The sequence below is a fragment of the Pseudomonas peli genome (assembly GCF_050563605.1).
Lineage (GTDB): Bacteria > Pseudomonadota > Gammaproteobacteria > Pseudomonadales > Pseudomonadaceae > Aquipseudomonas > Aquipseudomonas peli_A.
The window spans coordinates 137,740-151,573 of sequence record NZ_JBNXUH010000007.1 but is presented as its reverse complement, the minus strand read 5'-3'; the positions used below and the strand labels follow the sequence as shown (position 1 = coordinate 151,573).

Annotated in this window: 14 protein-coding genes; 9 read left to right on the top strand and 5 right to left on the bottom strand. The window is 60.3% G+C overall.

Annotated features, from left to right (window positions below; genetic code table 11):
* The first annotated feature begins 90 nt into the window (after positions 1 to 90).
* Both ACQ4LH_RS10730 and ACQ4LH_RS10725 read left to right on the top strand, forming a co-directional pair.
* Positions 91 to 1,425: an FAD-dependent oxidoreductase gene (locus ACQ4LH_RS10730; RefSeq protein ID WP_430697154.1), complete on the top strand. Its 1,335-nt coding sequence runs from the start codon at positions 91 to 93 to the stop codon at positions 1,423 to 1,425.
* A gap of 77 nt (positions 1,426 to 1,502) precedes the next feature.
* A complete protein-coding gene (locus ACQ4LH_RS10725; protein WP_430697153.1) occupies positions 1,503 to 3,845 on the top strand; it encodes a M48 family metallopeptidase in 2,343 nt (780 codons plus the stop codon).
* 4 nt (positions 3,846 to 3,849) lie between these two features.
* Here ACQ4LH_RS10725 and ACQ4LH_RS10720 read toward each other — a convergent pair whose 3' ends face one another.
* Entirely contained in the window at positions 3,850 to 4,602 is a 753-nt protein-coding gene (locus tag ACQ4LH_RS10720; RefSeq protein ID WP_430697152.1) for a tetratricopeptide repeat protein, read from the bottom strand.
* Positions 4,603 to 4,768: 166 nt separating this feature from the next.
* On the opposite strand from ACQ4LH_RS10720, the gene pnuC reads away from it, so the two are divergent.
* Together pnuC and ACQ4LH_RS10710 are read left to right on the top strand one after the other, a co-directional pair.
* Positions 4,769 to 5,362 carry a nicotinamide riboside transporter PnuC gene (pnuC, locus tag ACQ4LH_RS10715; RefSeq protein WP_430697151.1) on the top strand — a complete coding sequence of 198 codons (594 nt, stop codon included), beginning with the start codon at positions 4,769 to 4,771 and terminating at the stop codon, positions 5,360 to 5,362.
* Positions 5,363 to 5,364: 2 nt separating this feature from the next.
* Entirely contained in the window at positions 5,365 to 6,399 is a 1,035-nt protein-coding gene (locus tag ACQ4LH_RS10710; protein WP_430697150.1) for an AAA family ATPase, read from the top strand.
* Positions 6,400 to 6,411: 12 nt separating this feature from the next.
* Here ACQ4LH_RS10710 and ACQ4LH_RS10705 read toward each other — a convergent pair whose 3' ends face one another.
* The 3 genes from ACQ4LH_RS10705 to ACQ4LH_RS10695 all read right to left on the bottom strand — a co-directional run bounded on the left by ACQ4LH_RS10705 (position 6,412) and on the right by ACQ4LH_RS10695 (position 9,004).
* A complete protein-coding gene (locus tag ACQ4LH_RS10705; protein ID WP_430697149.1) occupies positions 6,412 to 7,140 on the bottom strand; it encodes a substrate-binding periplasmic protein in 729 nt (242 codons plus the stop codon).
* A 29-nt stretch (positions 7,141 to 7,169) separates the two neighbouring features.
* Entirely contained in the window at positions 7,170 to 7,781 is a 612-nt protein-coding gene (locus ACQ4LH_RS10700; RefSeq protein WP_430697148.1) for a LysE family translocator, read from the bottom strand.
* 149 nt (positions 7,782 to 7,930) lie between these two features.
* On the bottom strand, positions 7,931 to 9,004 hold the full coding sequence (locus ACQ4LH_RS10695; RefSeq protein WP_430697147.1) for a hypothetical protein: 1,074 nt from the start codon (positions 9,002 to 9,004) through the stop codon (positions 7,931 to 7,933).
* A gap of 353 nt (positions 9,005 to 9,357) precedes the next feature.
* Between ACQ4LH_RS10695 and ACQ4LH_RS10690 the strand changes: the two genes are divergently transcribed.
* Genes ACQ4LH_RS10690 through ACQ4LH_RS10680 form a run of 3 tightly spaced genes read left to right on the top strand, consistent with a single transcriptional unit; the run spans position 9,358 to position 11,317 of the window.
* Positions 9,358 to 10,479 carry a beta-ketoacyl-ACP synthase III gene (locus tag ACQ4LH_RS10690; RefSeq protein WP_430697261.1) on the top strand — a complete coding sequence of 374 codons (1,122 nt, stop codon included), beginning with the start codon at positions 9,358 to 9,360 and terminating at the stop codon, positions 10,477 to 10,479.
* On the top strand, positions 10,479 to 11,090 hold the full coding sequence (locus ACQ4LH_RS10685; protein ID WP_282876503.1) for an RNA polymerase sigma factor: 612 nt from the start codon (positions 10,479 to 10,481) through the stop codon (positions 11,088 to 11,090). The genes ACQ4LH_RS10690 and ACQ4LH_RS10685 overlap by 1 nt, the downstream gene beginning before the upstream one ends.
* Positions 11,084 to 11,317 carry an anti-sigma factor family protein gene (locus tag ACQ4LH_RS10680; RefSeq protein WP_430697146.1) on the top strand — a complete coding sequence of 78 codons (234 nt, stop codon included), beginning with the start codon at positions 11,084 to 11,086 and terminating at the stop codon, positions 11,315 to 11,317. The genes ACQ4LH_RS10685 and ACQ4LH_RS10680 overlap by 7 nt, the downstream gene beginning before the upstream one ends.
* A 33-nt stretch (positions 11,318 to 11,350) precedes the next feature.
* Here the strand turns inward: ACQ4LH_RS10680 and ACQ4LH_RS10675 are convergent, their stop codons facing one another.
* Entirely contained in the window at positions 11,351 to 11,884 is a 534-nt protein-coding gene (locus ACQ4LH_RS10675; RefSeq protein ID WP_430697145.1) for a hypothetical protein, read from the bottom strand.
* A 249-nt stretch (positions 11,885 to 12,133) separates the two neighbouring features.
* On the opposite strand from ACQ4LH_RS10675, the gene ACQ4LH_RS10670 reads away from it, so the two are divergent.
* Together ACQ4LH_RS10670 and ACQ4LH_RS10665 are read left to right on the top strand one after the other, a co-directional pair.
* Positions 12,134 to 12,859: a Crp/Fnr family transcriptional regulator gene (locus ACQ4LH_RS10670; RefSeq protein WP_430697144.1), complete on the top strand. Its 726-nt coding sequence runs from the start codon at positions 12,134 to 12,136 to the stop codon at positions 12,857 to 12,859.
* Positions 12,860 to 13,014: 155 nt separating this feature from the next.
* Positions 13,015 to 13,719: a Crp/Fnr family transcriptional regulator gene (locus ACQ4LH_RS10665; RefSeq protein ID WP_430697143.1), complete on the top strand. Its 705-nt coding sequence runs from the start codon at positions 13,015 to 13,017 to the stop codon at positions 13,717 to 13,719.
* The last annotated feature ends 115 nt before the right edge of the window (positions 13,720 to 13,834 follow it).

Genomic DNA, 13,834 nt, shown 5'->3' with positions numbered 1-13,834 from the left:
GCTCAGACTGGCGGCAATCTATTGCTACGTCTGGCGGCGCGGGTAAGTGGCAAGGGTAGAATCCGCTCGGTTAATTAACGGAGACGGGTCGTGAAGGGATTGCCGATTGCCATTGTTGGGGCCGGTACGGCGGGGTTGGCCACGGCGCTATTTCTCGTCCGCCAGGGTTTCAGCGTGCGTCTGCTGGAGCGCGTAGCGGAGCTGCAGCCGGTCGGTGCCGGGGTGTTGTTGCAGCCCTCGGGGCTGGCGGTGTTGCAGCAACTGGGGTTGTTTGCCGAGTGCAGCGGTTTGGGCGCGGCGGTCAGCCGCCTGTACGGCACCTCGGCCAATGGCCGGGTGATTCTCGATACCCGTTACGCGCATTGGCAACCCGGCAGTTTCGGTATGGGCATTCACCGCAGCGTATTGCTCACGGCTTTGCTCAACGCGGCGCGGCAAGCTGGGGTGCAGATTGAAACCGGTGTGCATATCTGTCGCTTCAGCCAGCACAGCAGCCATGTGCAGCTGTATCGCCAGGACGAACAGGGCGTCGAGCAGCCATTCGGCGAGTTCGCCGCGCTGGTGCTGGCCGATGGCGTGCGCTCGGCCCTGCGCGGGCAGATGCAGGTCAAACAGTGGCTGCAGCCTTACCCCTGGGGCGCGCTGTGGAGCATTGTGCCGACTCCGGTTTCGTCGCCAAACGCACCGGATGCCACGGACCTGCGCCAGTGGTATCGGGACTGCGCACAGATGTTCGGCATCATGCCCACCGGGCGTACCCACCTGAACCGCGAGCAGGCCCTGAGCAGCCTGTTCTGGAGCCTGCCGGTGGCGCAGTTTACGGCCTGGCGTGAGGGCGGGCTGGCAGCCTGGAAAACTCAGGTACGGCAACTGGCCGGCAGCGCGGCCGAGCCCTTTATTGAGTTGATCGAACGCCCCGAGCAACTGAGCCAGGCGGTGTATGCCGATGTGCGCATGCAGCAATGGCACGATGGCCGGGTGATCGCTATCGGCGACTGCGCCCACGCCATGAGCCCGCAACTGGGCCAGGGCGCGAATATGGCCCTGGTGGATGCGGCTGCTTTATCCGCAGCCGTTACCGCACAGAGCACACTGACGGACTGCGACTGGTCAGCAGTATTCGCCGCCTATGCCAGCAGCCGGCGTGATCACCTGCGTTATTACCGCCAAGCCAGCCGCTTGCTCACCCCACTGTTCCAATCCCACAGCCGCAGTCTGGCCTGGCTACGTGACAGCGTGCTGTTGCTGGCGCGGCACAATCCATTTGGCCGTGCGCATGCGGTCAGCACCCTGGTGGGTGGGCGAAGTGGCTGGCTGCTGGCCGGTGCCGAACGACCGTTGCAGGTCTGGAATGGGTTGCCGGAAGTTACAGCTTTAGATGAGATTACAACTGCTTCACAGGCTGGGCAGCTGCCGGTGGTTTGAGCTGTGCGTGACGTACTGCGGGCGCTGAACACTTTGTTAAGCTGCCCGCCAATTTAAATTTGTAGCGAGGGATCGCCGTGTCGTTCCGTGTTGTGCTGAGTGGCCGGGCCTTGCCTGGGTATACGCCTGAGCAGATTGCTCAGCATCTACAGACGCAGCTTAAGTTCTCTGAGGCCCAGGTGAAGGCCTTGCTGCCGCCGGCACGGCGGGTGGTCAAAAGTGGTCTGGATCGGCCCAGTGCCGAGCGCTGGTGCAGTCGGTTGCAGCAGGCGGGCCTGGCTGTCTCGGTCGAGGAAGTTGCTGCGCCTGCGGCGGTCGACCCTCTGACGGTTTTGCAGGAGTTAGCCCAGAAGGGGCTTAAGCGCGCCCGGCCCAGCCCGGCCTACGCCTTGCAGCTGTTTCTGGTCACGCTTTGCTGCCTCTTGGTGCCGACGCTTTATGCGGGGTTGGTGATTGGCCTGGGCGTGGGGCTTGCCTGGTACCTGATGCATATTCACGAATACCTGGGTGGCTTGCGCAATATCTGGTTGCTGCTTTGCATCTATGGCGTACCCGCAATCAGCGGCGGCATTCTGCTGCTGTTTATGGCTCGGCCATTCTTTCTACCTAGCCAGCGTGGTGATGAACCGCTGGAACTGGACCTGGCCTGCGAACCGCGTTTGCAGCTGGTGATCAACCAGTTGTGTCAGGCGATTGGCCTGCGCCCACCGGTGGCGGTGCAACTGTCCAATGAAGTGAATGCCAGCGTGCATTTCGAGAATGGCTGGAGCGGATTCTTCTCTGGCCGCAAGGTGCTGACCATAGGCATGCCACTGGTTGCCGGGATGAGCGTGCAGCAGTTTGTCGGCGTACTGGGGCACGAGCTTGGCCACTTTGCTCAGCGTCTGGGCATGCGCTGTAACTTCCTGGTCAACTCGGTCAATGCCTGGCTGGAAATGCGCAGCAATAGCCGCGACCCTTGGGATGATCGCCTGCAGGAGTGGCTGGAAAACGATCCCTGGTGGATTCTGCAGCTGGCAATCTGGGTGGCACAGCAAGGTATCGAGTTGTCGCGGCTGCTGATGCGTGGCTGTTTCTGGCTGAGCTTTCGCCTGTCCCGCTCGCTGTCGCGGCAGATGGAGTTCGACGCCGATCGGTACGAGAGTTTGCTGGCCGGGAGTGCGGCGTTTCGTGGCAGTGCCTTGCAACTGCGTGCGTTGTCCTGGGCCTGGCGTGAAGTGGATCAGCAGAATTCCCGTACCTGGCGCGAGCGTCGACTGCTGCGCGATATGCCGCACGCCACTGCCGAGAAGACCTCCAGCATGAGCCAGGCCACTCGGCAGCAGATGGAGCAGAGCCTCGAAGAGGGCAGTACCCGCTACTGGCACACGCACCCTGCCGATCTGGCGCGTATCCAGCACAGTGAAGCCCTGCAGGCGCCCGGCTACTTGCATGACGCCCGCCCGGCGGCAGTTCTGTTCGAGCACTTCTCCGAGCATTGTAAGAGTGTCACCGAGGCTTACTACGCGGAGCTGGGCCTGGAGTATGACGAGCAGCAGTTACAGGACAGCCAGCAGATCTTCCAGATCAGCGCCCAGCGTGAAGAGGCGCTTGATCAGCTCTGGGAGTGGACAGGTCGGCAATGGCGCAATCTGCCCTGGCTGGCGCTGCACCAGCCGGTTCAGGCGGCCCATGCCACACTGGGCTGGCAGGCCGTGATTGACGAATTGCGGCGCCTGTCTCCGGAAATTACTCAGGCCTGGACTCAGGCTGAAGCGCAGGAAGACCAGCGTGTGGCGCTGGCCTGGTGCGGCGAGTTGCAGCGCAATGGCGTGAATTCGCGGCTTAGTGAAAGCGAGGCATTTGATGCCAGCAAGCACCTGCCGTTGTATCAGCAGATTGACGCCGGTAAGACCCCAGCGCAGCTGCAGTTGCTTCAGGCCGCTTCGTTATACCGGCGCCGCCTGGAACTGAGCCTGGCGGGCGCAACCACGGCGCTGCGTGAAACAGCACGTCTGGCGCTGCATTTGAGCAAGCTGTATGTCGACTATGCGCGCCTGCTGGAGGCCCGTGAGCTGGCCGAACGCTTGCTGGATTGGCATCAGCAGACTCCCGACAGCCTGACTGAGCGCTTGAGCCAGGACGCCTTGTCGCGCTATCAGGATCTGGCTCTGCGCTTGCTCAAAGCGGCGGATCAGATTCCACAGACCGTGCTCGATGGCAGCACTCTGGGCGGTTATCTGCGCCTGCGCTGTCCACGGCTGAATGCCCAGGCCGGCGAGCCGGTCGAATTCCTGCGCAACAGCGCCACGCTGATCGACAGCCTGGCCTATGTGCACCGTCGGGCCATGGCCGACCTGGCCAGTTATGCCTTGCAGCGTGAGCGCGAGCAGGGGCTGCGCGGCATTCGTCTGGTACTCAAGGTTACGCAAGCGGTTTGAGTTGTCAGTCCTGTTGCAGACTGCGCAGTTCCTGCTGGCTGAGCTCCAGCCATTCCTTATGCAATGTGCGGTAGTGCCTGGCAGCGCGGCGAGCGTAGGTCTGGATCTGTTGCTGCATTTCACGCGCTTCACGTTGGCGGCCCAGGCTGCGTAGCAGTAAAGCGTAGCGATAGGCGGCTTCGGGGCCTGCGTAGTAACTACTCAGCGCTTGGTATTCCTCTTCAGCCTTGAGGGTTTCGCCCAAGGCTTCGAGCGTGCGCGCATAGAGCAAGTGACCGTCGGCTGAACGGAAATCTGGATTTTTGTTGATCAACTGCTCGAGGCTTTCTCGGCAGCCGGCGAAATCGTTGTGTGCAAAGCGGGCCTTGGCCAAGCCGAGAAGAATATCCGGCGCGTCGCTGTGAATCCCCCGCAAGGCTATCTGATAGTGCTTGGCCGCTTCTTCGGCCTGGCCCATGCGCAACAGTTCATCGGCGAGGTTGACGCGCGTGTCACGGGTGTCACGAATCTCCAGCTCATCACGCAGGGCGCGCAGATGGCGCTCGGGGTCGATGCTGTCGTGCAGGCGGTTGATGGTCCGGCGCCCACGATGACTGCTGAGCAGGTCGGGCAGCATGATGCCGAGGAAGTAGATCAGGCAGCCGAGGCCAGGCAGGGCGATGATCAGGTAGATCCAGTAGCGTTCCTGGCCACTGCGCACCACGTGCAGACCACAGGTGACTTGGCAGGCGATAACCAGCAGAGCGAGTAGGGGCATGGTGATGATCCAGTCCTTTGGAATAGAGATAAGTCGCGCAAACGTGGCTATCAGATCACGGATGATAGCTGCTTGTCAGGAGCCGCCATGGTGGCTGTGGCGTGGATCACAGCTGGCCTGGCTGGTAGGCTGCGCTGGCTGAGTTCATGTTCATAAGGATGCGTACATGCCGTCATCGTTGGAGATATTTGCCAATCTGTTTTACTTGGTTGCCGTGCTCCTGGCGGCGCGCAACTCAGTCCACACCTGGTCGGTCGGATTGGTCGGTTGTTTGCTGTTCGGTTGGTTGTTCTTCGACGTGCAGTTATATGCCGATGTAACCCTGCAGGTTTTTTTCATCGCTACCAGTCTGCTTGGCTGGTGGGGCTGGCTGCATGGGCAGAGCGGTGCTGCTTTATCAATCACGCGTACACCTTGGTATGGGCTGCTGCTGGCCATGTTGATCGCGCTACTGGTTGCGCTGGGCTATGGAGCGCTGCTGCATCATTTCACCAATGCCTATGCGCCCTTTATCGACTCTCTGGTACTGACGTTCAGCGTGCTGGCGCAGTTGCTGTTAATGCGCCGCAAACTGGAAAACTGGTACTGCTGGCTATTGGTCAACAGCCTTGCTGTGCCGTTGTTCGCCTCTCGTGAACTGTATCTGACGGCCTTTATCTATGGCCTGTTCTGGTGTAACGCCTGGTATGGCTTGTATCGCTGGCGGCGTGAGTTGTCCGCGCTGGATTCTTCAGTCGCCGCTGCCGGGCAGCGAGCCTGAGTATGGCCAAGGCGTTTGCCAGTGGGCTGGTGGTGGGCAAGTTCGCGCCTCTGCATCTGGGCCATGAGTGGCTGATTCAGCAGGCACAGGCGCAGTGCGAGCGCCTCTATCTGCTTAGTTGGTCGCTGCCGGAGTTCGACGGCTGTGCTGCCGATCGCCGCGCGCGCTGGTTGCATGTGCGTTTTCCTGACTTGCCCTGTTGGGTCGTGACGCCTGAACGGGTGGCGGGCTGGCAGAGTGAGGGGCTGCAGCTGCCGTCTTTGCCGTACAACAATGAATCTGAGGCGCATCAGCGTCAGTTCGTGGCCGATTTTTGCTTGCAGGTGCTGCGCGAGCCGGTTGAGGCGGTATTTACCAGCGAGGCTTATGGCGATGGTTTTGCCGCGCACCTGGCAAGTTGTTTTGGTCGCCCAGTCCGGCATGTGGAACTGGACCGAGCGCGCCAGCGGGTGCCGATCTCGGCCTCGCGTCTGCGCGCCGATGTGCACGGCTTACGCGATTATCTGGCGCCTGAGGTGTACGGCGATTTTGTCGAGCGCATTGGCCTGTTAGGCGGCGAGTCAACCGGCAAAAGCAGTCTCGCCCAGGCCCTGGCTGAGTCTCTGCAGACCCTTTATGCCGCAGAATTCGGCCGTGAACTGTGGGAGATTCGCGGTGGCGATCTGGCCTACGACGACCTGCTGCATATCGGTCGTAGCCAGGTCGCGCGTGAGCATGCGTTGGCTGCACAATGTCGACGTTATTTGGTCTGTGATACCACGCCGTTGACCACTCTCTTTTATTCTCGCGAACTGTTTGGCGCGGCTGAGGCAGAGTTGGAATGTCTGGCAGAGCGCCGCTATGCGCATCTGTTTCTCTGCGCCGACGATTTTCCCTTCGTTCAGGATGGTACGCGACAGGGCGAGTCATTCCGTCATCGGCAGAACTGCTGGTACGAGGATGAGTTGCAGCGTCGAGGTTGGGCCTACACGCTGCTAAGTGGTTCGCTCTCCCAGCGTGTCGAGCAAGTGCTGGAGTACCTGGCTTTACCACGCTAAGCACTTGGCGCTTCAGCGATACCGAGCAAGCATTTCGTCGAATTCGCCAGCCTGTTTCATCTGCACCATGGCGCTCAGCAGGGCCATGGTCGGGACATCCGGGGCGTCGCGGACGATGCAGGCAATCGGGTCGGAGGCTACTTCGCTGAGGTTGTGCAGCTTTTGCCCGGCTGCTTGGTGGCGATTGAACCATTGCAGCGAGAGTTCGTTGCTGATGGCGTAGCGGTAGCGCCGGGCGCTTAGTTTGAGCAGCACCTGATCCTGGGTGCGGGCGTCCTCACGCTGGATCTGCCCACTGGCGAACAGCGGTTCCAGGCGCGGGTAGGTGAAGCCCAGTACGGTACCCAGGCGCACATTGAGCAGTTGTTCAGGTTCCAGGTTCTCGGGATTAACGCCTGTCAGCACATCACGCTGAGTCATAAAGGGCAGGCTCCAGATATAGCGATAGTGGCCGCTGTTGACCCAGTTCGGGCTGACGTAGCAGCGCACATCGATGTCGCCGGTATCCAGCGCGTGCTGCACGCGCATGCGCGGCATTACCACCAGCTCGGCTTTGCGCCCAACCTTGGCGGCCATGCGCTGTTGCAGGTCGACCAGAATGCCTTCCACTGCCTTGCCGTCTTCTATACGCACCATGGGCATGGCCCAGCTGTCGTTGATCGAGAAGCGCAGCGCCCGTTCGGTGGCGAGTGATGCGCAGCTCAGGGTGAGCAACAGCAGGGCAGGCAACAGCTTGTGCACCAGGATAGATCCTTTGCGCTTTAGGCGGTTCAGCGGGTCATCGGCAGGGCTGCGCCCATCAGTGCAAACATTCCGCCGCAGCAACGGTTGAAGCCTTTGCCAGTGCGTTGCAACCAGGGGCGAACGCGGTGGGCCATGCGTGCCAGCAGGTATTCGACGCTGCCTTCGACCACCGCAAAGGTCAGCGCCATGATGGCGAACTGCAGCCAGAGGTCGCCGCGCGGGTCGAGAAACTGCGGCAGAAACGCGCCGAAAAACAGGATCACCTTGGGATTCGACAGCGCCGACAGCAGGCCTTGGCGAAACAGCTTGAAAGCGCTGGTCTCTGTTGCCTTCTCGGCCATTGCGAGGTGCAAGGGCGGCGCGCGCCAGAGCTGAATGCCGAGCCAGATCAGGTAGGCACCGCCAAGCCATTTGAGAATGGTCAGGGCCTGTGCCGAGGCTTGCAGCAAGGTGCCGATACCGAGCATCGACAAGCCCATCAGCAGGGTAAAACCAAGCACTCCGCCGCTGACGGTAAACAGGGTTTTGCGATGGCCGTACAAGGCGCCATGGCTAAGCGCGAGCAGGCCGTTGGGGCCAGGCGTCAGCGACAGGCCCAATACTGCGGTAAGAAAGATCAGCCAGGTATGCAGCGCCATAAAGCAGGTATCCAGAAGCGGGAGAGTGCAGGACAGAGCCTGCGTGCCTCTGTTTTTTCATGCTGTGACTGGATAGTCAAGCTGCCTTAAAGTCGCAGGGCGGATATGCAGATGCAGCGGTCCTGCCCGCGAAGGCAGGACCGGCGCTATCAGCGGTTGGCTTCCTTGAAGTTATCGTCGGACGGTTCCTTGGTGTAGGCACCCTGGTCGTGCACCAGTTTCTTGCTGCCATTCATCAAGGTGGTGATGCGGCTGTCACTGGTTTTCGCCGAAGCGGCCTGGTTGCTGGTGCCGGTAATCAACGGTGGGTTGCTGCTGAATGACCACAGGTAGTGCCACACGGCTGCGTTGTGCTTCTCGGTCAATTGCGTGGCGCCGAAGTACCAAGGCTTCAGCTCGCTGAAGGCGGTCATGTTCATCAGCCCGGTGTTGCTGTCACCGATAAAGCCGGTGCTGCTGGCCCCGGAGGTGCGGTAGACCTCGAAGATCACGCCCTTGGTTTTCAGCTCGCTGACATAGGTACGGCACACTTCGCCGACCCACTTGTTGCCCAGGAAGCTTTTCGCGTTGTTGGAGTAGAAGGGATCGAGCAGAGCGACGCGCTTGGGCAGCAGCTTGCTGTTAACCGTGCCGGCAGTTACCGCATCGCTGATCTTCTTGGTCAGGACGATGGCCATCTGGTTGCCCAGTGAGTGCCCGGCAATACGGATATTGCTGCCGCTGTAGCCGGCGAGGTTGGCTTTGTAGCTGTTGAACAGCAGGTCGCTGGCCGATTGGCTTGGGCCGGTGGCGTAAACGCCGCTACTGTTGCGCCAGCGCATGGCGCGCGGGCCGCTGGCGGTCCAGATCTTGGCTTCGGCATCCTTCACTTCGCCTTCATCGGCGAACTGGTTCCAGTACAGCACGCCGACGTTGTAACCGGCGGCGAGCCAGGCGTGGGCCAGATCCAGGTCTGGGCCGCCGGCATCCTTGCGGTTGAAGGTTTCGCGGTTCTTCTTCTGGGTGGCGCCGTTCTGCCAGCCGTGGATATAGATCAGGGTCGGTTTGCTGGCCACGTAATAGGCGTTGCTCTGGCCGGGCACGGCCTTCTGCCAGCTGTCGCCGTAACCGAACCAGTACAGGCCGTGGTCGAGATTCTGGAAGGTGCTGTCGGGGAACACGCCCACGGCGGCCTGGCTCAAGGGGGCAAAACTCAGCACCAGCAATAGAAGCAGCTTGCGCATGACGGAAACCTTTCTTGTTATTAGGGAAAGGCGAGCATATAGATTGTCCGACAATCATCTATCACCCGGACGGGTGAGGCCGTTCAAGCGCCGGCTCGCGGGGCCTGGCGGGATGTGTCTTGCGCCACGTTGTGAGCATCTTTGCCTCAATAGGCGACAGCTTGTTGCAGTTGTCCTGACGTGCTGAGCGGACGAAGACCCCCAGGCTGTGGCAAACTCCGTGGCTCGTAACAGGACGTTTCATGGATCGAGTTTGCTGAGCCTGTCAGCCGTTTTTTTGCCCATGGCCTAGCCTGCCCTGGGCGTATTGCATAACTGGCCGCTGCCTGCGGCGAAGAACAAGAGGAATGACTGTGCATAACGTCGTGATCAGTGGTACCGGCCTCTATACCCCGGCAAACAGTATTTCCAACGATGAGTTGGTCGAGTCGTTCAACGCCTTTGTCCAGCTGTTCAATGCCGAAAACGCGGCAGCCATCGCCAGTGGGGAAGTCGAAGCGCTGAGCGAATCGAGCAGCGGCTTTATTGAAAAAGCTTCGGGCATCAAGAGCCGCTTTGTCATGGACAAGGCCGGCATCCTCGACCCCAAGCGCATGGCGCCACGCATTCCAGAACGCAGCAATGACGAGTGGGGCATCCTCTGCGAAATGGCCGTAGGCGCCGCCAAGGACGCCATGGCCCGCGCCGGCAAAACAGCCGCCGATATCGATGGGGTGATCGTTGCCTGTTCCAACCTGCAGCGTGCCTACCCGGCCGTGGCGATTGAAGTGCAGGCCGCGCTGGGCATTCAGGGTTTCGGCTATGACATGAACGTCGCCTGTTCCTCGGCCACCTTCGGCATCCAGGCTGCGGCCAACAGCGTGCAACTGGGCCAGGCCCGCGCGATCCTGATGGTCAACCCGGAAATCTGCACCGGCCACCTGAACTTCCGTGACCGCGACAGCCACTTTATCTTCGGTGACGCCGCCACCGCGGTAATCATCGAGCGCGCCGACCAGGCCACCTCGAACTATCAGTTCGATATCGTCGGCACCAAGCTGATCACCCAGTTCAGCAACAACATCCGCAACAACTTCGGCTTTCTCAACCGCTGTGCGGAAGAGGGCGTTGGTGCCCGCGACAAGCTGTTCGTCCAGGAAGGCCGCAAGGTGTTCAAGGATGTCTGCCCGATGGTCGCCGAGCTGATTGCCGCGCACCTGGCGGAGAACAAGCTGAATGTCGGCGACGTGAAGCGCTTCTGGCTGCATCAGGCCAACCTCAATATGAACCTGCTGATCGCTCGCAAGCTGCTGGGCCGTGATGCCGAGCCAGGCGAAGCGCCGGTAATTCTCGACACCTACGCCAACACCAGCTCGGCCGGCTCGGTAATCGCCCTGCACAAATACCAGGAAGACCTGCCGAGCGGCGCCCTGGGCGTGCTCAGCTCGTTCGGCGCCGGTTATTCGATTGGTAGCGTGATTCTGCGTAAGCACTAATGGATTACCCGGCCGATCAGGCGTTGCTGACTCGCCTGCGGGCGGGTGAACAGAAGGCCTATCGCGAGCTGGTCGCTACCTATCAGGGGGCGATGCGCGCGGTGGCCTTTGCCATTGTCGGCAGCCGCAATGCCGATGAAGTGGTGCAGGACGCCTGGCTGGCTGTGGTGCGCAGCCTCGATGGTTTTCAGGCGCGTTCCAGCTTGAAGACTTGGCTGCTGACCATCACCGCCAACACCGCGAAAACCCGCCTCAAGGGCAATCGCCGCGAAGTGCTACTCGACGATATCCCCTCGCCCCACGGCAGCATTGGCGATGAGCGCTTCAGCTCAGATGGCCATTGGCTGCTGGCGCCGCATGCCTGGCATCACGACTCCCCGGAAGCGTTGCTGACCGAGGACGAGTTGCGTGAATGCCTGGAGAAAACCCTCGCCAGCCTGTCTGAACTGCAGGGCAGCGTGTTGCATCTGCGTGAGCGCGAAGGGCTGGAATTGGAGGAGATCTGTAATCTTTTGCAGGTCTCGCTCTCCAATGTGCGGGTGCTGCTGCACCGCGCGCGTCTCAAGGTATTCGCCACCCTGGAGCATTTTGAGGAGACCGGCCAATGTTGAGTTGTAAGGAGTTGGTGGCCCACTCCAGCGAATTTCTTGATGGTCAGCTGGGCCTGCGCAGGCGCATGTCGGTGCGTCTGCACCTGGCAATGTGTCAGCACTGCCGGCGGTTTATCCGTCAGATGCGCCTGAGCCAGGCTGTGCTACGCCAACTGCCGCCCGGGCAGAGCGCCGAGCTGGATGCCTTGGCCGCCAAGCTGGCGGAGTTGCGCCGCAAGCATTCCTGATCGCCAGGCCGTTGGCCTGGCTTACTTCTCGTTTTACTCGGCTTCTTGCGCGGCTTTTAGCGCTTCATAAGCCGGCGCGGCGTAGATGCCGACTTCCACTGCCAGCTCCATCACCCGCGCCAAGTCGCTGCTGTACACCAGCACGGCTTGCAGCTCGTCATCCAGTGGCTCGCTGAAATCCAGCAATACATAACCCTTGGTTTCCGGGCTGAGGCTGGCGAGTTGCACCTGGATGCGATTCAGCGCTTTCAGCGGCTCGACCTTGGCCAGTTGCTTGGCTTTGAGCACAAAGCTCACCTCTGGTCCGAACGATTCGACGATCTGCTGAAACAGCGCATCATAACTATCAGCCTGGAACAAAACGGTTTCCGGCAGGCTGCCGACCACCACCCATTCGCCTAGCGGAATTGGGAAGCTGTCGTCGAAATTGATATCCGGGTTGGCGGCGAGAAACGCCTGCGGGTCGGCGTAGGCCTGGGCGGCCTCATCGGCGATGCGCGCGACTTCTTCCGGCAGCATGCAGCCCGAGCTTATTTTGCTGATCAGTTCTTCAAGCTGGGCTTTCATTGGGGTCATCCTGCGGCGCAAAAAGGCCGGCCAGGATAGCCTGAAATGGCCGCAAACGCTGCATTCGTGCGCTTTTTGTCGGGCTGCACGGTAGCCAGTTTGCACTCTCTTATAACTGGCCTGCAGGAGACTGTCTGTACGTTACCGTACAGATAAAAACACAGATTGGCTTATGCTGGCATGTGCAGTTCAGGCTCTGTAGCGAGCGCACATTTATCGCCAACAGGCCTAAGAATACCGGAGACAGTGATGTCCGCAGCCCCTAATCCCGTGCAAAACCACCTGCTGGCCGCATTGTCCAGCGATGTGCTGGAACGCCTTCTACCGCACCTCGAATTGGTGGATATGCCATTGGGTATGGTGCTCTACGAATCGGGCGACACCCTGCGGCATGTGTATTTCCCCACCGACTCGATTGTGTCCCTGCTGTATGTAATGGAAAGCGGTGCGTCGGCGGAAATTTCCGTGGTGGGGAATGACGGGGTGATTGGCGTGGCGCTGTTTATGGGCGGTGAAAGCACCACCAGTCGCGCCATTGTGCAAAGTGCCGGCAGCGCCTATCGCGTGCTTGGCAAACGCTTTAAAGAAGAGTTCAACCGGCATGGCGACATGCTGCAGCTGATGCTGCGCTACAGCCAGGCGCTGATCACCCAGATGTCGCAGACGGCAGTGTGCAACCGTCACCATTCGATTGATCAGCAACTGTGCCGCTGGCTGCTGCTGTCGCTTGATCGGTTGTCCGGCAGCAAGCTGGCCATGACCCAGGAACTGATCGCCAATATGCTCGGCGTGCGCCGCGAGGGCGTCACCGAAGCCGCTGGCAAGCTGCATCGCCAGGGCGTGATCGATTACAGCCGCGGGCTGATCACCGTGCTCGATCGCGAGAAGCTTGAGAGCCTGAGCTGCGAGTGTTACGCGGTAGTCAAGTGCGAAACCGACCGCCTGCTTCCTTATAAAGTGGCGCAACTGGCGTAATAACCTGTTGCGCGCGCGGTTAGCCATTTAATGGCTTGGCCTGAGTGCCGCAGCGCACAGAGCTTTGCCGCTACCTAGGGCAGACTGCAGCGGCGAGAGCGTCAAGCACCGTTGTCGTGCCATTTTTTGGCAAGCGTCGTGCTCGGGACAAGTGAATGTCTGTTAAAGCACCGCTGCAAATTCTCAGTCGTTTGATCGAAGGGCTACCGAGCAAACAACGCAAACAACTGCTAAATGGCTGCGAACCAGTGAACCTGGTTTTCGGCAATGTGCTGCAGGAGGCCAATCAGCCGATTCGCCATGTGTACTTTCCGCTAAGCGGCTTTATCTCGTTGGTCACCACTCTGGATGGCCATCAACCCCTGGAAATGGGCCTGATCGGCAATGAAGGCATGCTTGGCGCATCCCTCGCCCTGGGCATTGGCCAGGCACCCATGCGTGCGGTAGTACAAGGCTCGGGCAGTGCCTTGCGCATCAGCAGTCAGTTGTTCAAGCAAGAGCTGCTGAGTAGCCCGGCGCTGTTGCGCTCGCTCAAGCGCTATCTATATGTGGTGATGACGCAACTGTCACAGAGCGCGGCTTGCACGCATTTTCATGAAATTGAGCCGCGCCTGGCGCGTTGGCTGTTGATGACCCATGACCGCGCCCATGCCGATCATTTCCACCTGACCCATGAGTATCTCGCCGATATGCTCGGGGTGCGCCGCAGTGGCGTATCGATTGCCGCCGCAGCATTGCAAACGCGCGGATTGATCAGCTACAGCCGGGGTGAGATACAAATCCTGGATCGTGCCGGGCTGGAGCAGGCCGCTTGCGAGTGCTATGCCGTGCTGCAGGCAGACTACCTCGCGCAGTTCTAGCAGGCTGTTGAAAAACTACCTGCGTTGCCATCGCGGCGTTAAAAAACAGGCCGGGACGCGGCGTCTCAAAATGCTCATTTACAACTCGTAAACTCGCGTGCGAGCCCAGTCCGTT